Genomic DNA, 18,521 nt, shown 5'->3' on the forward strand with positions numbered 1-18,521 from the left:
CGACTCATGGCAGTCGTCACCATGCGCCAGCTGCTCGACAGCGGCGTCCACTTCGGGCACCAGACCCGTCGCTGGAACCCGAAGATGAAGCGCTTCATCCTGACCGAGCGCTCGGGCAGCTACATCATCGACCTCCAGCAGTCGCTGGCCTACATCGACAAGACGTACGACTTCGTCAAGGAGACGGTCGCCCACGGCGGCACCATCCTCTTCGTCGGCACGAAGAAGCAGGCGCAGAACGCGATCTCCGAGCAGGCGACCCGCGTCGGCCAGCCCTACGTCAACCAGCGCTGGCTCGGTGGCCTCCTCACCAACTTCCAGACGGTCTCCAAGCGCCTCGCGCGCATGAAGGAGCTCGAGGAGCTCGACTTCGACGACACGTCGAAGAGCGGCTTCACGAAGAAGGAGCTCCTCATCAAGAAGCGGGAGCTCGACAAGCTGCACAAGTCGCTCGGCGGCATCCGCAACCTCTCGAAGACGCCGTCGGCCCTGTGGGTCGTCGACACCAAGAAGGAGCACCTCGCGATCGACGAGGCCAAGAAGCTGGGCATCCCGGTCATCGGCATCCTCGACACGAACTGCGACCCGGACGAGGTCCAGTACCCGATTCCGGGCAACGACGACGCGATCCGCTCGGTGAGCCTGCTCACCCGCATCGTCGCCGACGCCGCCGCCGAGGGCCTCATCCAGCGTCACCAGAAGCCCGAGGCCGAGGGCAACGTCTCCGCCGTCGAGCCGCTGGCCGAGTGGGAGAAGGAGCTGCTCACCACGAGCGACGACTCCGCCGCCGCGACCGACGCCCCGGCGTCCGACGTCCAGGAGCCCGCCGAGCAGGCCGGCGCCGAGACCGAGAAGGTCGCCGACGCCGAGCTCGCGACCGCCGACGAGGCCGTCGCCGAGGCCGAGGCGCCCGCCGAGGCCGACTCGACCACCGAGTCCGCGACCGACGAGACTCCCGCGTCCGTCTGACACCCGCACTGAGCCGGGGGTCGGACGGGTCGCGAGAGCGCCCGGCCGACCCCCGCTCATTCGGTGCACGTTCACCACGAAGCAGAACCGCCGACACCCCGGCGTGATGGAGTCCTCGACACCGAGGCCCGTCGCCGCGGGACCGGCAGACCACGACGTCCTGGCGGGCGCGGATGCGCGAAGCACCGCGCCGACCGGACACAACAGAGGAGTTCGCAGAACTATGGCTAATTTCAGTCTTGCTGACGTCAAGACGCTGCGCGAGCAGCTCGGAACCGGCATGGTCGACACCAAGAACGCGCTCGTCGAGGCCGACGGCGACCTGGACAAGGCGGTCGAGATCCTCCGCCTCAAGGGCGCCAAGGGCAACGCGAAGCGCGCCGACCGCTCCACGAGCGAGGGCCTCGTGGCCGCCGCCGAGAAGGACGGCGTCGCCACCCTGATCGAGCTCGCCTGCGAGACCGACTTCGTCGCCAAGGGCACCAAGTTCATCGCCCTGTCCGAGGGCGTGCTGAACGCGGTCGTCGCCGCCGGCGCCACCACCGTCGAGGAGGCCCTCGCGGCCCCCGCCGGCGACAAGACCGTCGCCGACCTCATCAACGACGAGGCCGCGATCCTCGGCGAGAAGGTCGAGCTCCGTCGCGTCGCCACCGTCTCCGGCGAGCACTTCGCCGTCTACCTGCACAAGACCAACAAGGACCTGCCCCCGCAGGTCGGCGTGGTCCTGGGCTACTCGGGAGACGACGCGGAGACCGCTCGCTCGATCGCGCAGCACATCTCGTTCGCCAACCCCTCCTACCTGTCGCGCGAGGACGTGCCGCAGTCGGAGGTCGACAACGAGCGTCGCATCGTCGAGGAGATCTCGCGCGGCGAGGGCAAGCCCGAGGCCGCCCTGCCGAAGATCATCGAGGGTCGCGTCAACGCGTACTTCAAGCAGGTCGCGCTGCTCGACCAGGACTACGCCAAGGACAACAAGCTGTCCATCAGCAAGGTCGTGGCGGACGCCGGTCTGACCGTGTCGGGCTTCGCCCGCTTCAAGGTCGGCGCGTAGCACGCACAGCGAGGGGAGTCCGGGTCGTTCAGTCGACCCGGACTCCCTTCGCTCTGCCCGGGGGAGGCGCCCGGGCGTGGTCGCGGGGCGTCCCCCGCGCGGGATAGGTTTGTACGGGTCTACGGGAGGAAACGTCCATGACGGAGACGGATGCGAAGACGACGGGCAAGCGCCGCAGGGTGCTGCTGAAGCTGTCGGGGGAGGCGTTCGGAGCCGGCACTCTCGGGGTGAACCCGGACGTGATCAGCGCCCTGGCGCGCGAGATCGCCGACGCCGCGACCGAGGTCGAGATCTCGGTGGTCGTCGGCGGCGGCAACTTCTTCCGCGGGGCCGAGCTCTCGCAGCGCGGCATGGACCGCGGCCGCGCGGACTACATGGGCATGCTCGGCACGGTGATGAACGCCCTCGCCCTGCAGGACTTCCTCGAGCAGGCCGGTGCGGAGACGCGCGTGCAGTCCGCGATCGCGATGACGCAGGTCGCCGAGCCCTACATCCCCCGCCGGGCGATCCGGCACATGGAGAAGGGCCGCGTCGTGATCTTCGGCGCCGGCGCAGGCCTGCCCTACTTCTCCACCGACACCGTCGCCGCGCAGCGCGCGCTCGAGACGCACGCCGACGTCGTGCTCGTCGCGAAGAACGGCGTCGACGGGGTCTACGACGCCGACCCGCGGACCAACCCGGACGCGAAGAAGCTGGACACACTCACCTACCAGGAGGCGCTGCAGCGCGGTCTCAAGGTCGTCGACTCGACCGCCTTCAGCCTCTGCATGGACAACGGCATGCCGATGCAGGTCTTCGGGATGGAGCCGGCCGGCAACGTCGCGCGGGCCATCCGGGGCACCCGGCTCGGCACGCTCGTCTCCAACTAGGGCGCCCCCGCCCCGAACTAGACTGACCACTTCCCTCTCTTAAGGAGCCCCCTGTGATCTCGGATGTACTCGCCGACGCGACCGTCAAGATGGACAAGGCCGTCGGAGTCGCCAAGGAGGACTTCTCCACGGTGCGCACCGGTCGGGCCAACCCCGGCCTGTTCCAGAAGGTGCTGGTGAGCTACTACGGCACGCCCACCCCGCTCTCGCAGCTCGCATCGCTGCAGAACATCGAGGCGCGCACGCTGCTGGTCACCCCGTACGACAAGGGCGCCCTGCGCGACATCGAGCAGGCCATCCGGGACATGCCGAACCTCGGCGCCAACCCGACGAACGACGGCTCGGTCATCCGCATCAACCTCCCCGAGCTCACCGCCGAGCGCCGCAAGGAGTTCGTGAAGATCGTGCGCACCAAGGCGGAGGACGCGAAGATCGCCGTCCGCAACATCCGCCGCAGCGCGAAGAGCGACCTCGACGCGCTCAAGGGCGACATCGGCGACGACGAGCTCTCGCGCGGCGAGAAGGAGCTCGAGGCCCTGACCAAGCAGCACGTGGACGCCATCGACGAGGCGCTCAAGCGCAAGGAATCCGAACTGCTCGAGGTGTAGTGCCGTGCCCGTGAACCCCGAGGATCCCGAGAGCAGCGACGACGCTCCGGCGCCGCACGTTCCGGGCGCCCGGGGTTCGCGCATGGTCACGCGCGACGCCCTGCGCGCGCGGGCCCAGCAGGGCCGGGCCGACGTCGAGCGACAGCTCGAGGCGACCCGCGCCCAGCTCGAGGCGACCAACGAGCGCCTCACCGCGCGCTCGGGCCGGAACCTCGTCTCCGCGACCGTCATCGGCCTCATCGGCGGCGGCGCGATGGTGGTCAGCCTGCTGGTCGTCAAAGAGCTCTTCATGGTGCTGGCCGGCGCCCTCGTGCTGCTGGCGGCGCTCGAGCTGTCGAACGCGCTGCGGCACGCCGGGCGCGACATCCCGCGCATCCCCACCGGTGTCGTCGCCGTCGTCGCGGTCCCCGCGGCGTACTACGGCGGGATGCAGGCCGCGTGGTTCGCCGTGCTCGGCGGCTCTGCGCTGGTCGCCCTGTGGCGGCTGGGGGAGCAGCTCTTCCGCCGGACGAGGTCGACCGGTCGCGAGCTCCTGCTCGACGTCGGACTCGGCGCGTTCGTGCAGATCTACGTCACGTTCCTCGGCGCCTTCGCTATCCGCCTCGTCGCGGAGGAGGGCGGTCAGCTCTGGGCGCTGTCCTTCCTGATCCTCGTGATCGTCGTCGACACCGGCGCCTACGCCAGTGGTCTCACCTGGGGCAAGCACCCGATGGCACCGCGGATCAGTCCGAAGAAGACCTGGGAGGGCTTCGCGGGAGCGGCGGTCGCGGGCGTGGTCGTCGGCGTGCTCCTCGCGCTCCTGCTGCTGGGGCAGCCCTGGTGGGTCGGCGCCGTGTTCGGCGCGGTCGTCCTGCTGACGGCGACGCTGGGCGATCTCGCCGAGTCGCTGATCAAGCGCGACATCGGCATCAAGGACATGAGCTCGTGGCTGCCGGGCCACGGCGGCTTCCTCGACCGGCTCGACTCGATCCTCCCGTCGGCCGCCGCGGCCTACGTGCTCTACTTCGTCTTCGCGCACTGACCTCGGGCACGGGACCGCGCATCGGCCGAGCGCGCGGACTCCGTCCCCTCGCAACGCGGTCGACGCGCCGATTCCCGGACCGGGCCGCCGTCTTGGCAGAATGACGGGATGAACGCTCCCTTCCCCCGCGCCCGCGAGTCCCGGCCCGGCTACGACACGGACGAGGTCGACTCCTTCCTCGCCTCGGCTAGGGACGCCTACGCCCAGCTCTCGGGTGGTCCGGCCGACCTGCGCGCGGTGGATCTGCGGCACACCGCCTTCTCGCTGAAGAAGGGCGGCTACTCGGCGCCGCACGTCGACGCCGCGCTGGAGCGCCTCGAGGACGCCTTCGCGGTGCGCGAGCGCCAGTACGCGATCGCGTCGCAGGGCGAGGAGGCCTGGCTCCGGAACGCGCGGGAGACCGCGCAGGAGATCGTGAACCGCCTGGCGCGGCCCGCGCGTGAGCGCTTCACCCGCGCCGGCGTGCTGACCACCGGCTACAACATCCGCCAGGTCGACGCCTTCTCCGACCGCGTCTCCGGCTACTTCCGGGACGGCTCCGTGCTGACCGTCGACGACGTGCGGACGGTGTCGTTCGCCCCGCAGCGCGGCGGCTACTCCGAGCCGCAGGTGGACCTCGTGCTCGACGCCGTGGTCGACGTGATGCTGGCGGTGCGCTGAGCGGTCGGCCCCGCACTGGCGGATCGAGAGGTCCTCCGTTATGCTTTCGTGATCGTGGGTATGCATCAGAGAACGTCCGTCGCGCAGCCACCCGTCTCCCGATCCTCGGTCGAGACCTCGAAGCGCCCGGCGGCCCGTCGGTCCCGGACCCGTCTCCCGCTGGCGTTCCTCGCCTTCGCCGCCTCCATCGGCTTCGTCGCCGTCAGCGCGGTCGACCCGTCCAGCGGCGCCGTCGCGTCGCCCTTCTATCAGGCCCCGGAGCGCTTCAACGGCGACCCGGCCCAGCGCCTCGTCGTCGCCGAGGCGGCGGTCGAGCGCACCGTCCAGCGCGACACCTTCGACGCGCAGGCCAAGCCGACCCCCACGCCGACTCCGACGCCGACCCCCACTCCGACGAAGTCGAAGCAGGCCGTCGTCGAGGACGACGACGAGGAGGAGTCGGCCGCCGCGGCGCCCGTCGCCCGCTCCGCCGCCCCGGACCCCGGCTCGGCGAAGGCCCTCGCCTACGACCAGATCGTGCAGCGCGGCTGGGCCGACAGCGAGTACGACTGCCTCGTGCTGCTGTGGAACCGCGAGTCCGGCTGGAACGTCTACGCCGAGAACAAGTCCAGCGGTGCCTACGGCATCCCGCAGGCGCTCCCCGGCAGCAAGATGGCGACCGTCGGGGGCGACTGGCAGACCAACGCCAACACCCAGATCACCTGGGGCCTCGGCTACATCTCCGGTCGCTACGGCTCGCCGTGCGGCGCTTGGGCGCACTCAGAGAGCGTCGGCTGGTACTGATCCCCGCCGTCGCCCGTCCCCGGGGCGGTCAGCCCGCCCGATAGCCTGAGAGCGTGGACTACGCGCTGCTCGGGGTCGTCGGGATCATCACCGTCGTCACCGTCGCGCGCTTCTCGAGCAGGCTCGGGGTCGCGGCACCACTGCTGCTCGTCGTCATCGGCATCGGCGCGTCCTACCTCCCCGGGGTCCCCGAGATCGAGGTCGAGCCGGAGCTGATCCTCGCCGGGGTGCTGCCACCGCTGCTGTACTCCGCGGCGATCCAGGTGCCGCTCGCCGACTTCCGGCGGAATCTGCGCTCGATCTTCGGGCTGTCGGTGCTGCTCGTCGTCGTCACGGCGCTCGTCGTCGGCTTCTTCCTCTACATGCTGCTGCCGGACCTCAGCCTCCCGGCCGCCATCGCACTCGGCGCGGTGGTCAGTCCCACCGATGCGGTCGCGGCCACCTCGATCGGCAAGAAGCTCGGCCTGCCGCCGCGGCTGGTGACCGTGCTCGAGGGCGAGAGCCTCGTCAACGACGCGTCGGCGCTCGTGCTGCTGCGCGCCGCCACGGCCGCGACCGCCGTGGTGGGCGCCTCCGTCTCGAGCGACGCCATCGACATCGGCGAGGTCGGCGTGCTCTTCGTCTACTCGGTCGTGATGGCCGTCGTCCTCGGGCTGGTGATGGGCGTGCTGACCGTCTTCGTGCGCTCGAAGCTGCGCGACCCGGTGCTGGACACCGCGGTCTCGTTCGCGGTGCCCTTCCTCGCCTACATCCCGGCGGAGGAGCTCGGTGCCTCGGGTGTCCTCGCGGTCGTCGTCACGGGCATCTACACCGGGCACAACAGCGCGCGGTTCCTCAGCCCGCAGTCGCGGATCAGCGAGCGGGTGAACTGGCGGACGGCGCAGTTCCTGCTCGAGAACGGCGTGTTCCTCCTGATGGGCGCCGAGATCAAGGCGATCGTCGGCGACATCGAGCCGGGCGGCGTCGGCGTCGACACCGCGGTCCTCCTCGGGCTCGCGACGGTCGTGATCCTGATCGTGCTGCGCACCCTCTTCGTCTGGCCGCTGCTGCTCTGGCTGCGCGGCTCGGGCCGGCGGGCGGAGCGGATCAACCGCCGGCTCGCGGTCGGGGTGATGCGCCTGCGCAACAGCGCCAGCAGCGACGAGCGGTTCGTCCGCCGCCAGCAGCGAGCGGAGCGGCTGTACCAGCGGCGGGAGACGGACCTCGCGGCGACGACGAGCGAGGCGTTCGGCTGGCGCGGCGGCGTCATCCTCTCCTGGTCCGGGATGCGCGGCGTGGTCACGCTCGCGGCCGCGCAGTCCCTGCCGCAGGAGACGCCGTACCGCTCGCAGCTGATCCTGATCGCCTTCACCGTGGCCGTGGTCACCCTCCTGCTGCAGGGGGCGACGCTGCCGGCGCTCATCCGGGTCACGGGCATCCAGGGGAGCGACGGCGACGCCGACCGCCGCGAGCTGGCCACGCTGCTCGACGAGGTCGCCTCGACCGGCATCCAGGCGCTGCCGGAGGCGGTCGAGGACCTGCCGGCCGGCAGTGTCGGCGAGCGAGTGCTGGAGCGGGTCCGCCGCGACACGCTGACCCGCTCGCAGGTCGCGTGGGAGCAGGTGGAGCGCGAGGCCGACGGGCCGCTGGGCCCGCAGGGGCAGTACCTGCACCTGCGGCGGGCGGTGCTCAGCGCCGAGCGCGAGGCGCTGCTGGAGGCGCGCGGTCGCGGGGTCTACTCCTCGCGGATCCTGCGCCGGGCGCAGCTGATGCTCGACGCCGAGGAGACGCGGCTCGAGATGGACGACTCCTCGCACTGACCGGCCCGGGCGGGACGGCTGCGAGCGAGTGCTCGCGCGGCGGCTCCTAGACTGGAGCAATGCCGCGCAGCAATCGACCCCGCGGACGCGGGCGCGAGGACGACGACGAGCAGCGCGACCTCTCGCAGATGCTCGCCGGCTGGCGCCGCACCGAGACGCGCCGCGGCCGGGAGTGGAACGTCCAGCCCGTCTCGTCGTCGCGCGCGGTCAAGAACTACCTCTGCCCGGGCTGCGGCCAGACCATCGACATCGGCCTCGCCCACGTCGTCGTCTGGCGCGGCGACGGAGCACTCGGCGACGCCGCGGACCTCGCCGGCCGTCGCCACTGGCACACCCACTGCTGGCGGATCGAAGGAGCACGATGACGCACGAGATCCGCGGAGGCGTCGTCCTCCCCGCCCGCCGCGAGGACGTGGAGCTGCACACCGCCGACGGGCTGACCCTGGTCGGCGAGCTGGCCCTGCCGCTCGAGGGCGAGCCGGTGGCCACGCTGGTCACCCTGCACCCGCTGCCGACGCACGGCGGCTTCATGGACTCGCACATCCTGCGGAAGGCCGCCGCGCGGCTGCCCGCCCTGGCCGGGGTGGCAGTGCTCCGCTTCAACACCCGCGGCACGAGCTCGCCGCGCGGGACGAGCGAGGGCGTCTTCGACGGCGGCACCGCCGAGCGGGCCGACGTCGCCTCGGCGATGGCGCTGATCGCCGAGCGCGGGCTGCCGCACCCCTGGCTGGTCGGCTGGTCCTTCGGCACCGAGCTGGCGCTGAAGTGGGGGAGGGAGCACCCGGTCGAGGGCGCGATCCTGCTCTCACCGCCGCTGCACCGGGCGACGGCCGAGGAGGTCGCGGCCTGGGGCGAGGACGGCCGCCCGCTGGTCGCGCTGATCCCCGAGTTCGACGACTACCTGCGGCCGGAGGCGGCCGCCGAGCGGTTCGCCTCGGTCCCGCAGCTCGAGCTGGTCGCCGTCGAAGGCGGCAAGCACCTCTGGGTCGGCGAGGCGCAGACGCGCCGCGTGCTCGACGAGATCGTGCGGGTGGTGGCGCCGGAGTCGTCGCCGCTGCCGACGGAGTGGGCGGGCGAGCTCGGCTGAGCCCGCCCGCGCCGGTCAGCGGTTCTTCGAGCCGCCGTCGTCCTTCGAGTCGCCGTCGTCGTCCTTCGAGTCGTCGTCGTCGTCCGACAGGCCGTCGATGTGCCCGATCAGGCCGCGGAGGCCGGTGACGTAGCCGGCGATCGCGTCGCGCTCGGTGCGGATCTCGTCGAGACGGGACTCGGCCGTGTTCTGCAGCTCTCTGGTGCGGCGCTCGGCGTCGGCGATCATCTCGCGGGCGCGATCGCGCGCGGAGTCGAGCAGCGCGTCCGACTCGTCCTGCGCCTCGCGGCGCAGGCGCGTGACGTCGTCGAGGGCGTCGCTGCGGAGCGCGTCGGCCTCCAGGCGCTTGTCGTTCGCGCGGCGGATGGCGTCGGCGAGCTGCAGGTTCGACTCGTCGAGGTAGCGCTGCGTCTGGGCGACCGCCTCCTGGTGCCGGAGCAGGTAGTCGCGGTCCGCCTCCTCACGGCGGGCGGCGAGCTCCACGACGAGATCGATCCGGGCCTGCTCGACCTCGCGCGAGAGCGCGGCGGCCTCGTCGGAGGCGGCGGAGCGGAGCGCGGCGAGCTCGGCGTCCAGGAGCGCGACGGCCTCGGCCCGGTCGCGGGCGAGCTGGGTGCTCAGATCGGCGAGCTCGCGGGCGCCCTCCGCGCGACCGGTGGCCAGCTCCGCGGCGAGGTCGGCGCGGCCGGACAGCACCTCGGCCTCGAGGTCGGCGCGGGCGGCCAGGACCTCGGCCTCGATCGCGGCGCGGGCCTCGGCGACCTCGGCGGTGACGGTGGCGCGCAGGCGGTCGACCTCGGAGGCGACCTCGGCGCGCAGCAGCTCGTTGCTCTGCGCCAGGCGGGCGGCCTCGGCGCGGGCCACCTCGACCTCGCGAGCGGCGACGGCGCGCATCTCGGCGGCCTCGCGGCCGGCCTCGGAGCGGATCGCCGCTGCCTCGCGCTTGGCGGTCGCACGGGTCTCGGCGGCCTCGGTGGCGACGGTGCCGCGGATGGCGGCGGCCTCGCGGACGGCGTCCTGGGTCATCACGTCGCGGTCGTCGGCGGCCTTGCCGAGCGTCGCGGCGGCCTGCGCCTCGGACTCCTCGCGGGTGCGGTCGGCGCGACGGCGTGCCTCCGTCACGAGGCGCTCGGCCTCGTCGCGCGCGTCCTTCAGCAGGCCGTCGCGGTCGTCGCGGGTGGAGCGGCGCAGCGCCGAGGCGTCGTTCTCCGCCTGCGCGATGATGCGCTCCGACTGCTCCTCGGCCACCCGGAGGGTGTGCTCGAGCTTCGCGCCGAGTCCCGCGTAGGTGGGCGCACCGACCTGCTGCAGCTCCTTCTCGAGCCCGTCGATGCGGGAGGAGAGGCGCTTGGCCTCGCGACCGCTCTCGGCGGCCTGGGTGTTGGCGTGGATGAGCTCGCGGCGCAGACCCTGGATGGCCTTGTCGACCTCGTCCCGGTCGTAGCCCCGGAACACCTGGGTGAATTCGGCCTCGTCGCTTGCCACGTCGTCTCCTCCGGAACACGGCCGCGGTGGGGTCGCGGCACTCCAGGGAGTTTAGTCAGCGGGTGCCTCCGGGCCCGGGCCGACACCCGCACCGCGCGCCCCTGGATCGGGGCTCTCGGCCGATCCCTGGGTTCGGCTCAGCCCATCCGCTAACCTGGACTGTCTTTGTCTGTTGCCGTCGCGCCCCGGTCCGGCCGTCACCGGAGCCGTCCCGGGCCGCCACCCCCCGATCCGGCAACGCAGGAGGAGTTCTTTCGTGCGGTTCGTCTTCGCCATCATCGCCACCGTCATCGCCGCGGCGCTCATCGCGCTCGGCATCGGCCAGCGGACGGTGTGGGCTCCACCGGAGTCGCTCACCGCGCAGACCGCGCTCGAGTCCGGCGCCCCCTACGCCGTCATCGACGGCAGCACGCTCGGCGCCAATCCCGGCCGGCAGACGATCACGGTCGAGGGCGAGGGCGACCTCGTGATGGCGTACGCGCCGACGACCGACGTGCTGGGCTGGGTCGGCGGCTCCGACTACGACCGCATCGACTACGCGAGCAGCGAGGACGGCGCGGACAGCCTGTCCGCCGAGCAGGAGACCGGGACGGCGCTGACGCTGGCCTCCGACGTGGCGGACGCGAACGCCGCCGTCGTCGATCCCCGCGACTCCGACCTCTGGCTCGAGCAGTTCGAGGGCACCGGCAGCATCACCGTCGCGCTCGACCTGCCGGAGGACGTCTCGCTGATCGTCGCCACCGACGGGACCGCCCCGGCCGCGAGCGACATCCGGGTGAGCTGGCCGGTCGACACCGCGACGCCGCTGGCCGGTCCGCTGCTGCTGGGAGGCGCCGTGTTCCTGCTGATCGGCCTCGTCCTCTACATCTGGGCGTTCCTGCACCTGCGCCGCCAGCACGGCCCGCGCCGCAAGGGCCCGCAGGGCAAGGTGCCGCGCGGCGCCCGCCTGCCGCGCGCCCGTGCCGGCATCCAGTCCTCGATCGCGGCGGGACAGCCCTCGCGGCGCCGCCGACTGCTGGTGCTCCCGATCGCGCTGGGGGCGACCGTGCTGCTCGCCGGCTGCAGCTCCGACTACTGGCCCGACCTGGCCGCGAGCGCCTCCGGGACGCCGACGGCGTCCGCCACCGCGACCCCCGGCGCCGAGCCCGTCGCCGAGGAGCCGACCCCGGTCGTCACCACCCAGCAGGCGGAGGCGATCGTCGCCTCGGTCTCCGAGGTCGCGGCCGCCGCAGACGCCGCTCGCGACGCGAGCATCCTCGCGGAGCGCTTCCAGGGCGAGGCGCTCACCGAGCGCACCACGAACTACGAGGTCCTGGCGAAGGGCGGCACGATCGATGCGCCGCAGGCGATCCCGGCGTCGCCGGTGAGCCTCGTCCTCCCGCAGGACACCGACAGCTGGCCGAGGCTCGTCACGGCGGTCGTGCAGAACACCGCCGACGCCACGCAGGCGCCGATCGCCCTGATGATGAGCCAGGCGAGCCCCCGCGTCGACTACAAGGTGGACTACGCGATCTCGCTCGAGGCCAACGCGCGGATCCCCGACGTCGCGCCGGTCACCGTCGGCACCTCGATCGTCGCCCCCGACTCGAAGCTGATGAAGCTCGCTCCGGAGAACGTCGGCGCGGCCTACGCGGACATCCTCGCGAACGGCGACTCCAGCCAGTACGCCGGCACCTTCTCGGCCGACGGCGACACCCTGCGCGGCCAGGTCGGCGTCGACAAGAAGAACGCCGATCGCGAGGCGCTGCCGGACACCGCCTCGATCGAGTTCACCAACGCGGCGGGCACCTCGGACACCATCGCCCTCGCCACCAACGACTCCGGCGCGCTCGTCGCCGCGAGCATCGCCGAGACCGCGACGGTCCGCCCGACCGCCGAGGGCTCGACCGTGTCGACGTCCGGTGCCTCGCAGACCCTGCTCGGCATCGACAAGTCGACCACGGGCATCGCGACCACCTACGGTTATCAGTTGCTGTTCTACGTACCGCCCGTCGGATCGGAGGAGAAGATCGTCATGCTCGGATGGAGCCAAGGACTCGTCTCGGTGGTGCAGCTGCCGTGAGCACCCCCCTGCCCCCGCTGCCCGGCAACCTCCGCGGTGCCGTCGACCTGTCCACCCTCGTGAACCGGCGCACCCCGCCGGCCGCGGCCGCGCCCTCCGCACCCGCGGGCGGCGGTGAGGCGCCCCAGGGCGCCCCCGTCGCGAACCCGCTGCTGCTCTCGGCCGGTGACGCCGAGTTCGACCAGGTCGTCCAGCTGTCCTCGCGGGTCCCCGTGATCATCGACCTGCGCGGCTCCTGGTCCGACCAGAGCCTGAGCATGACCGCGCTGCTCGAGAAGGTCGTGATCTCCTACGCCGGTGCCCTCGTGCTGGTCGGCGTCGACGTCGAGTCGAGCCCGCAGCTCGCGCAGGCGTTCCAGGTGCAGTCGGTCCCGACGATCGCCGCGGTGATCGCCGGCCGCCCGGTGCCGATGTTCAACGGCCTCATCACCGAGGAGCAGCTCCGCGACCTGCTCGAGCAGGTCCTCCAGCTCGCCGCGCAGCAGGGCGTCACCGGCACCGTCCCGGTCGACCCGGCCGCCGCCGCCGAGCCGGGCGCCGAGCCCGAGGCCGCGCCGCTGCCCCCGCACCACCAGGAGGCGTACGACGCGATCGACCGCGGCGACTACTCCGCCGCGATCGCCGAGTACGAGACCGCGATCGCGCAGAACCCGCGCGACGACCTCGCCGTCGCCGGACTCGCCCAGGTGAAGCTGCTGCAGCGGCTCCAGGGCCGCACCCTCGACGACATCCGATCGACCGCGGCCGCCGAGCCCGCGAACCTCGACGCGCAGCTCGCCGTCGCCGACCTCGACGTCTCCGGCGGCCACGTGGAGGACGCCTTCGACCGCCTCCTCGCGATGTACCCGCGCCTCGACGCCGACGGCAAGGCGAGCGTCCGCGCCCGCCTGCTCGAGCTGTTCGAGATCGTCGGCACGACGGACCCGCGCGTGAACAAGGCACGGGCGCGGCTCACGGGGCTCCTGTACTGAAGTGAATTGCGGGAGGAGCGCGAGCGCTCCTCCCGCCGCAGTCGGCAGATCGTGTGCTCGCGCTCCGCAGAGCGTCCTGCGTCCGGCTCGCGAGAAACGCTGGCACGCGTGCGGCGCTTGTTCGCGGGACGAGCGCGAGCGCTCCTCCCGCCGCAGTCGGCGGGTCGTGTGGTCGTGCTCCGCAGAGCGTGTCCCGTCCGGCTCGCGAGAAACGCTGGCACGTGTTTCTCGCTCATCGCCTTCATGGACTCGGCTGGTTCGGGGGACGGGCGGCTCAGTAGTCGCTGTCCTCGGCGCTCGTGCTCCGCACCTCGTCCTCAGTACGCGCGCCACATGGTGGTCGAGTAGCCCCGCAGGGGCGTATCGAGACCCGCCGTCATCAGCACGGCGGATCTGCAGACTCGTCCTGCTGATGCTGGTGGATCTCGGTACGCCCGCTGTGCGGGCTACTCGATCAGCAGGAAGGGGACGCGCGTTCCAAGCGGTCGGGCGGGTGCGTCGCGCTCAGTTGCAGGGGCAGTCCTCGGAGCGGGGGGCGGTGATGCTGCGCTGGTGGCCGAGCACCTCGCGGGCCACGATCGGCAGGTCGAGACCGCTCGACGCCGCCTCGGCGCGCAGCGTGACGAAGGCGACGTCGGCGGAGATCCGCAGGCTCGCGCTCAGGAAGCCGACGGCCTGGAGGACCGCCGCCTCCTCATCCGTGACGTCGGGCAGGGACCCCACCCAGGAGACGAACACGCCGTCGACGGAGTCCTCAGACACGGAGAGCACCACCGGCGCGACCACGGCCGAGGGGGGTGCGAGACGGTGACAGCATCCCCGTCAGTGTCACCGAAGTGATGACATGAGGACGGAGGGCTCGCCGCTGGGGGAGCAGCACGGACGAGGACTCCCGGTCCCACCTCGAGCCGGGCGCGTCCGGGCCGGTCCACGCCGCACGAGGAGGTGGCATCCGACGCTGGAGACCGACTCGAGGTCCCGCGAGAACCCGATCCAGCGGATCGATCGACCTCGGCTCGGGTCGATCGTCTGAGGAGCCCATGCTGGTCGTCCTCTCTGCCGGGGTCCGGGGCGGATCGGATTGCCGGGCCGCCGCAGACAAGGTAACTTTTTTGTCGGTATCCCCCTCCGGTGCGGTTGTCCGCTCAGCGCACTCCTCGCCCGGCGAGGTGCCCCCGACGGCGGACGCCGCGAATCGGCGCGGAAGGAAGGGGGAGCAGTGGCGGAGCACCTGCAGTTCGAGCCGAGCGGAGATCGGGCCGCGCGCCTCGTCGAGGCGGTCGTGCACGCGCAGGACGCCCAGCGGCGGCTGACCGCGCGGGGGCGGGTGCGACTCGGCCTCGGCGCGACCGACATCGCGGCCCTGCAGTACGTGGCGCGGGTCGGCCGCTCCCCGGTGGCCCTCGGTGAGCTCGCCGACTGGCTCGACGTCACGCGCGCCGCGGCGTCGATGGCCGCCAAGCGGCTGGTCGCGGCCGGCTACCTGCAGCGCGTCGACGACGAGTCCGACGGCCGGCGGCGCTGGCTCGCCCTCACTCCGCGCGGCCGCGAGGCGATCGACGAGGCGTTCGGCGCTGCCGACCGGGAGGCGTCGGCGCTCGTCGCGCAGCTTGACGACACCGTGGTCGAGTCCGTCCTCTCGACCCTGCAGCAGCTCGCGACCGTGCTCGACCTGCCCAGTGGGCCGGAGCGGACGAGAGCGCGGCATGGCGACTGATCGGGCGCCCGATCGCGCACGGGAGGATCGGGGGAGCATCCGCATCGAGGCGGTCGGCACCGACCTCGAGCGCGCCTCCGAGGTCCTCGGTGGCTTCTACTCGGGGACGGGGTGGTCGGTGGCGGCCACCGAGCAGCCGTTCTCGTTCCGCTACGCGGCGCTGGGCGACCCGGTGATGACGCTGCGCACGTCCCAGATGCGCGGCGCGACCACCGGGGAGGATCCGGCCGGCGGCGACTACGTCGTGCAGTGGCTGGTCGAGGGCAGGGCGATCGTCGACGTCCATCGGGACGTGATGCCGGTGACGCGCGGCGTGCCGCTCCTGAATCCGGCCCACCGACCGTTCGTCTTCTCCTACGCCGACTACGACCAGAAGCTCGTGCACCTGAGCCGCGAGCACGTCGACCGCAGTGCCCGCGAGCACGGCTACCGCCGCACGGGCGCGCTCCGCTTCGACCATCTGCACCGCCACGGCGTGGAGGCCGTGGCGCAGTGGCACGCGGTGATCGGCGAGATCTCCACGGCCGTCCGCACCGGCCGGGTGACGCCGCTGCTCTGGGACCGGCTGACCCGCCGGGCGGCGGCCGCGTTCCTGGAGCTGTACCCGCCCGAGGGCGCGGCGCTCCCGGAGGTCCTGCTCGCCCCGAGCAACGCCGGGATGCGCTCCGCCGTCGAGTTCGTGCACGAGAACGCCCATCTCCCGATCGGACCGATCGAGATCGCCGCCGCCGCGCACCTCAGCGTCCGCGGGCTGCAGGTCGCGTTTCAGCGCCTGCTCGGCACGACACCGCTGCAGTACGTCCGCGACGTGCGCCTCGACCGGGTGCACACGGATCTGCGGCTGGGCGACCCGGCGCGCGCGAGCGTGGCCGGCACGGCGCGCAGCTGGGGATTCTCGCACCTCGGCCGCTTCTCCGCCGCCTACGCCTCGCGCTTCGGCGAGTACCCGAGCAGCACCCTCGGCCGCTGACCGGGCGCCCGGGTCAGGGGCGGTAGAGCGCCCACTCGTCCCGGGGCAGCTCGCGCAGCTCGTCGACGACCCGCAGCTGCCAGATCGCCGGAGTGTGCCCCTCGAGGCGCCCGTGGACCGTCTCACTGGTCCAGCCGTCGCGGGTGCGGGTGTAGCGGATGAATCGGACGTGCCGGCCCTCGAGGGGTGCTCCGCTGGTCGCCATCCCCCGATGGTCCCCGATCCGGGCGGCGGTTATCCGCTCTTGACAATGCGCGCGACCAGCTGGACGACGCACGGGCAGGGGATCGGCAGCCGAGCACCGACAGCGGAGTGCGGTCCGGGCGCTCGCCACCGACCCCTAGGGTGAGCGGATGAGCACCGCCGCCCTCTCTCCGAGCGCCCGATTCCACCAGCGCTTCCTCGTCGAGCAGCGGGAGATGACGGAGCCCGCCCGCCGCCGCCTGATGCGCGCGGGAGGCGGTTCGGTGGCGGTCGGGCTCGTGCTCTTCGCCGCGCTGATCGTCCAGGTCGCGACGGGCACCGGCCTGGCGGCGCTCGACCCCGCGGTCTCGGAGTGGTTCCGCGCGAAGCGCTTCGCGGAGGGGACGGTGGTGATGGACACGCTGGCCACGGTCTTCGGCCCGGTGTTCCTGCCGATCATCATCCTCGGCGTACTCGTGCTGTGGATCGCGCTCGCGCGGCACCTCTGGCGGCCGCTCCTGCTCGCGGGCGGAATGATCACGGGGATGCTCAGCGTCCAGCTCGCCGCGCACCTGGTGCAGCGGATGCGGCCGCCCGTGGAGTACATGCTGCTCGGGGCCGACGGAACGTTCTCCTTCCCGTCCGGCCACGTGACCGGCGTCTGCGACTTCTTCCTGATCACGACCTTCCTGCTCGCCTCGCGCCGCTCCTCGCCGGTGTGGGCGATCGGCGGCTTCGCGCTCTCGCTCGGGATGATCGCCGGCCAGGTCGTCGCCCGGCTCTACCTCGGCTACCACTGGCTCACTGACACCCTCGCCTCGGTGGCGCTCGCGCTCGTGATGCTCGGGTCGGTCGTGCTCATCGACACCTGGCGGACCGCGGTGGTCCGCCGGGACGAGGTCTGACCGGACGTCTCGCACCGCTCAACGAGGACGCCCCCGGGCCGGAGGGCTCGGGGGCGTCGTCGTGCAGCGGGGGAGCGTCAGCCGCCGACGGCCTGACGCGCGCTGTCGAGGCCGGAGGAGAAGGCGTCCGCGGAGCTCACGTTGCCGGACTCCAGCTCGACCAGGGCACCGGAGAGCGCCGCGCCGATCACGCCGGTGTCGGGGCCGTTGACGAAGGACGGGAACTGCTCGACGGAGGTGGCGATGACGTCGCCGATCTTCGAGTCGCCGAAGAACGGGTCCGTGTAGGCGCGCACGCTCTCGCTCTCGAGCGCATCGGTCGCCGCCGGGAAGGTGCCCGAGGTGGCGAAGTGGTCCTCCTGGCCCTCGGCGGACATCATCGTCTCGATGTACTGCCAGGCAGCCTCGGGGTGCTCGGCGCGGGCCGGGATGGCGATGACGCTGCCGCCCCAGTTGCCGCCGACGCCGGGGACGCTCGTGACGCGCCAGTTCCCGGCGGTGTCGGGGGCGTCGGTCTTGATGCCCTGCAGAATCCAGGAGGGAGCGACGGTCACCGCGAACGCGCCGTTCGCGCGCCCGGGGCCCCAGCCCGAGGAGAACGCGGCGATGCCGGCGCTGATGCCCGCGTCGTGCGCCTGCACGGCGGTGTCGAAGGCGTCCTCGACCTGCGGGTTGGTGTCGTAGACCAGCTCGCCGTCGGGGGAGTAGTACTTCTCGGTCACCTGGTTGATGGTCGAGTAGAAGACGCTGGTCTCCACGTTGTCGACGAACGGCTTGCCGGTCGCGGCGGTGTACTTCTCGCCGGTCGCGAGGAAGCCGTCCCAGTCGCTCCAGAGCGCGGCGACCTCGGCGGGGTCGGTCGGCAGGCCGGCCTGCTCGAAGAGGTCGGCGCGGTAGGCGAAGCTCAGCCCGCCGACGTCGGTCGGGATGCCGACGACCGAGCCGTCCTGCGCGGTGCCGGCGTCGGCGGCCCACTTCAGGTAGGAGGCGTCGAGGTCGTCGCCGCCGAGGGTGCGCAGATCGAGGAAGTTGGCGCTGTTCTCGACGAAGCGGGGCAGGTCGTCGCCCTGGATCATGACAAGGTCCGGCACCTTGCCGCCGGCGAGCGCGGCGGTCAGGGCGGTGGCGGTCTCCTGCGAGGAGCCGACCTCGGTCAGCTTGACCTTCGCGTCGGGCTTCTTGGCCAGGTATTCGCTGACGTTGTCCTTCGCCTGGATGCCGGTGAAGGACCAGAACTGGACCTCGGCGTTCGGGTCGTCGGACGCGCCGCCGCCACCGCCCGAGGAGCAGCCGGTCAGGGCGAGGGCGACGGTGGCGACTGCGGCGGCCGCGGTCAGGATTCTTCTTCTCACGGGGGAGTCCTCTTCATCGGGGAGTCGCG

The 18,521-nt window shown here is 72.3% G+C and carries 19 protein-coding genes; 15 read left to right on the forward strand and 4 right to left on the reverse strand.

The window, feature by feature from the left end; all coding sequences use genetic code 11:
* Positions 1-6: 6 nt before the first annotated feature.
* The 10 genes from rpsB (at position 7) to EDF17_RS06600 (ending at position 8,847) form a co-directional block, all read left to right on the forward strand.
* The gene (rpsB, locus tag EDF17_RS06555) at positions 7-969 is read left to right on the forward strand and encodes a 30S ribosomal protein S2 (RefSeq protein ID WP_123445730.1); all 963 of its coding nucleotides are present in this window, start codon (positions 7-9) and stop codon (positions 967-969) included.
* Between the two features lie 223 nt (positions 970-1,192).
* Complete coding sequence (tsf, locus tag EDF17_RS06560; protein ID WP_123445731.1) at positions 1,193-2,020, forward strand: translation elongation factor Ts; 828 nt, start codon at positions 1,193-1,195, stop codon at positions 2,018-2,020.
* Positions 2,021-2,157: 137 nt separating this feature from the next.
* Positions 2,158-2,889 (forward strand): UMP kinase, encoded by a 732-nt coding sequence (pyrH, locus tag EDF17_RS06565; protein ID WP_123445732.1) that lies wholly within the window; start codon positions 2,158-2,160, stop codon positions 2,887-2,889.
* Positions 2,890-2,942: 53 nt separating this feature from the next.
* Positions 2,943-3,497, forward strand: coding sequence for a ribosome recycling factor (gene frr, locus EDF17_RS06570; RefSeq protein WP_123445733.1), 555 nt, complete (start codon positions 2,943-2,945; stop codon positions 3,495-3,497).
* 82 nt (positions 3,498-3,579) lie between these two features.
* On the forward strand, positions 3,580-4,518 hold the full coding sequence (locus EDF17_RS06575) for a phosphatidate cytidylyltransferase (RefSeq protein WP_123446013.1): 939 nt from the start codon (positions 3,580-3,582) through the stop codon (positions 4,516-4,518).
* A gap of 108 nt (positions 4,519-4,626) precedes the next feature.
* Positions 4,627-5,178 (forward strand): DivIVA domain-containing protein, encoded by a 552-nt coding sequence (locus EDF17_RS06580; RefSeq protein WP_123445734.1) that lies wholly within the window; start codon positions 4,627-4,629, stop codon positions 5,176-5,178.
* A gap of 60 nt (positions 5,179-5,238) precedes the next feature.
* Entirely contained in the window at positions 5,239-5,961 is a 723-nt protein-coding gene (locus tag EDF17_RS06585; RefSeq protein ID WP_123445735.1) for a lytic transglycosylase domain-containing protein, read from the forward strand.
* Positions 5,962-6,014: 53 nt separating this feature from the next.
* A complete protein-coding gene (locus EDF17_RS06590; RefSeq protein ID WP_123445736.1) occupies positions 6,015-7,760 on the forward strand; it encodes a sodium:proton antiporter in 1,746 nt (581 codons plus the stop codon).
* 59 nt (positions 7,761-7,819) lie between these two features.
* Entirely contained in the window at positions 7,820-8,125 is a 306-nt protein-coding gene (locus EDF17_RS06595) for a hypothetical protein (RefSeq protein WP_123445737.1), read from the forward strand.
* Entirely contained in the window at positions 8,122-8,847 is a 726-nt protein-coding gene (locus EDF17_RS06600; protein ID WP_123445738.1) for an alpha/beta fold hydrolase, read from the forward strand. The genes EDF17_RS06595 and EDF17_RS06600 overlap by 4 nt, the downstream gene beginning before the upstream one ends.
* 15 nt (positions 8,848-8,862) lie before the next feature.
* Here the strand turns inward: EDF17_RS06600 and EDF17_RS06605 are convergent, their stop codons facing one another.
* The gene (locus tag EDF17_RS06605; protein WP_123445739.1) at positions 8,863-10,332 is read right to left on the reverse strand and encodes a DivIVA domain-containing protein; all 1,470 of its coding nucleotides are present in this window, start codon (positions 10,330-10,332) and stop codon (positions 8,863-8,865) included.
* A gap of 256 nt (positions 10,333-10,588) precedes the next feature.
* Here EDF17_RS06605 and EDF17_RS06610 point away from each other — a divergent pair, with 256 nt between their 5' ends.
* Both EDF17_RS06610 and EDF17_RS06615 read left to right on the forward strand, forming a co-directional pair.
* Entirely contained in the window at positions 10,589-12,394 is a 1,806-nt protein-coding gene (locus EDF17_RS06610; protein WP_123445740.1) for a hypothetical protein, read from the forward strand.
* On the forward strand, positions 12,391-13,365 hold the full coding sequence (locus EDF17_RS06615; RefSeq protein WP_243732809.1) for a tetratricopeptide repeat protein: 975 nt from the start codon (positions 12,391-12,393) through the stop codon (positions 13,363-13,365). Before EDF17_RS06610 ends, EDF17_RS06615 begins: the two co-directional genes overlap by 4 nt.
* 504 nt (positions 13,366-13,869) lie before the next feature.
* Here EDF17_RS06615 and EDF17_RS06620 read toward each other — a convergent pair.
* Positions 13,870-14,127 (reverse strand): ANTAR domain-containing protein, encoded by a 258-nt coding sequence (locus EDF17_RS06620; RefSeq protein ID WP_133671926.1) that lies wholly within the window; start codon positions 14,125-14,127, stop codon positions 13,870-13,872.
* 457 nt (positions 14,128-14,584) lie between these two features.
* On the opposite strand from EDF17_RS06620, the gene EDF17_RS06625 reads away from it, so the two are divergent.
* Entirely contained in the window at positions 14,585-15,082 is a 498-nt protein-coding gene (locus EDF17_RS06625) for a MarR family transcriptional regulator (RefSeq protein ID WP_208110575.1), read from the forward strand.
* Positions 15,072-16,052, forward strand: coding sequence for an AraC family transcriptional regulator (locus tag EDF17_RS06630; RefSeq protein ID WP_123445743.1), 981 nt, complete (start codon positions 15,072-15,074; stop codon positions 16,050-16,052). The genes EDF17_RS06625 and EDF17_RS06630 overlap by 11 nt, the downstream gene beginning before the upstream one ends.
* A 13-nt stretch (positions 16,053-16,065) precedes the next feature.
* Here the strand turns inward: EDF17_RS06630 and EDF17_RS06635 are convergent, their stop codons facing one another.
* Positions 16,066-16,257 carry a hypothetical protein gene (locus EDF17_RS06635; RefSeq protein WP_123445744.1) on the reverse strand — a complete coding sequence of 64 codons (192 nt, stop codon included), beginning with the start codon at positions 16,255-16,257 and terminating at the stop codon, positions 16,066-16,068.
* 148 nt (positions 16,258-16,405) lie between these two features.
* On the opposite strand from EDF17_RS06635, the gene EDF17_RS06640 reads away from it, so the two are divergent.
* Positions 16,406-17,140, forward strand: coding sequence for a phosphatase PAP2 family protein (locus tag EDF17_RS06640; protein WP_123445745.1), 735 nt, complete (start codon positions 16,406-16,408; stop codon positions 17,138-17,140).
* 77 nt (positions 17,141-17,217) lie between these two features.
* Here EDF17_RS06640 and EDF17_RS06645 read toward each other — a convergent pair whose 3' ends face one another.
* On the reverse strand, positions 17,218-18,492 hold the full coding sequence (locus EDF17_RS06645) for an extracellular solute-binding protein (RefSeq protein WP_123445746.1): 1,275 nt from the start codon (positions 18,490-18,492) through the stop codon (positions 17,218-17,220).
* Positions 18,493-18,521: the final 29 nt, after the last annotated feature.

The organism is Rathayibacter sp. PhB1, from assembly GCF_004362935.1.
GTDB lineage: Bacteria > Actinomycetota > Actinomycetes > Actinomycetales > Microbacteriaceae > Rathayibacter > Rathayibacter festucae.

What these genes read in the sequence shown, in the direction of transcription:
- rpsB (WP_123445730.1), top strand. Translation starts at nt 7, where the DNA reads ATGGCAGTCGTCACCATGCGCCAGCTGCTCGACAGCGGCGTCCACTTC.
- tsf (WP_123445731.1), top strand. Translation starts at nt 1,193, where the DNA reads ATGGCTAATTTCAGTCTTGCTGACGTCAAGACGCTGCGCGAGCAGCTC.
- pyrH (WP_123445732.1), top strand. Translation starts at nt 2,158, where the DNA reads ATGACGGAGACGGATGCGAAGACGACGGGCAAGCGCCGCAGGGTGCTG.
- EDF17_RS06575 (WP_123446013.1), top strand. Translation starts at nt 3,580, where the DNA reads ATGGTCACGCGCGACGCCCTGCGCGCGCGGGCCCAGCAGGGCCGGGCC.
- EDF17_RS06580 (WP_123445734.1), top strand. Translation starts at nt 4,627, where the DNA reads ATGAACGCTCCCTTCCCCCGCGCCCGCGAGTCCCGGCCCGGCTACGAC.
- EDF17_RS06585 (WP_123445735.1), top strand. Translation starts at nt 5,239, where the DNA reads ATGCATCAGAGAACGTCCGTCGCGCAGCCACCCGTCTCCCGATCCTCG.
- EDF17_RS06595 (WP_123445737.1), top strand. Translation starts at nt 7,820, where the DNA reads ATGCCGCGCAGCAATCGACCCCGCGGACGCGGGCGCGAGGACGACGAC.
- EDF17_RS06600 (WP_123445738.1), top strand. Translation starts at nt 8,122, where the DNA reads ATGACGCACGAGATCCGCGGAGGCGTCGTCCTCCCCGCCCGCCGCGAG.
- EDF17_RS06630 (WP_123445743.1), top strand. Translation starts at nt 15,072, where the DNA reads ATGGCGACTGATCGGGCGCCCGATCGCGCACGGGAGGATCGGGGGAGC.
- EDF17_RS06635 (WP_123445744.1), bottom strand. Translation starts at nt 16,257, where the DNA reads ATGGCGACCAGCGGAGCACCCCTCGAGGGCCGGCACGTCCGATTCATC.
- EDF17_RS06640 (WP_123445745.1), top strand. Translation starts at nt 16,406, where the DNA reads ATGAGCACCGCCGCCCTCTCTCCGAGCGCCCGATTCCACCAGCGCTTC.